The organism is Pseudoalteromonas sp. MER144-MNA-CIBAN-0113 (genome assembly GCF_040308965.1).
GTDB classification, from domain to species: domain Bacteria; phylum Pseudomonadota; class Gammaproteobacteria; order Enterobacterales; family Alteromonadaceae; genus Pseudoalteromonas; species Pseudoalteromonas tetraodonis.
Window position 1 is genome coordinate 1 of sequence record NZ_JBEOOG010000646.1, and the last position, 230, is coordinate 230.

The 230-nt window shown below is 42.6% G+C and carries 1 pseudogene; it reads left to right on the top strand.

The annotated features are described in order from the left end of the window. Nucleotides 1-230, top strand: a pseudogene (locus tag AAEY57_RS21325) (SLC13 family permease); the annotation flags it as partial.

Genomic DNA, 230 nt, shown 5'->3' on the forward strand with positions numbered 1-230 from the left:
GCCTTGGGCAAGTGCAATTACAAGCTGGCGACTCACTAATACTTGCCCCAGGCAAAAACTTTTATACCTTGCCTAACTTAAAGCGCGAATTTGTGTATATTTCAGGGTTTGACTTACAAGCCCACCTTGCACCTAAGCAATCAAACATTGTGCTACTAAGCTTTGCCGCAGTACTGGGTTTAAGTATTATTGGCATAGTGCCGCTGGTTAAAGGCTTATTAGTATTACTG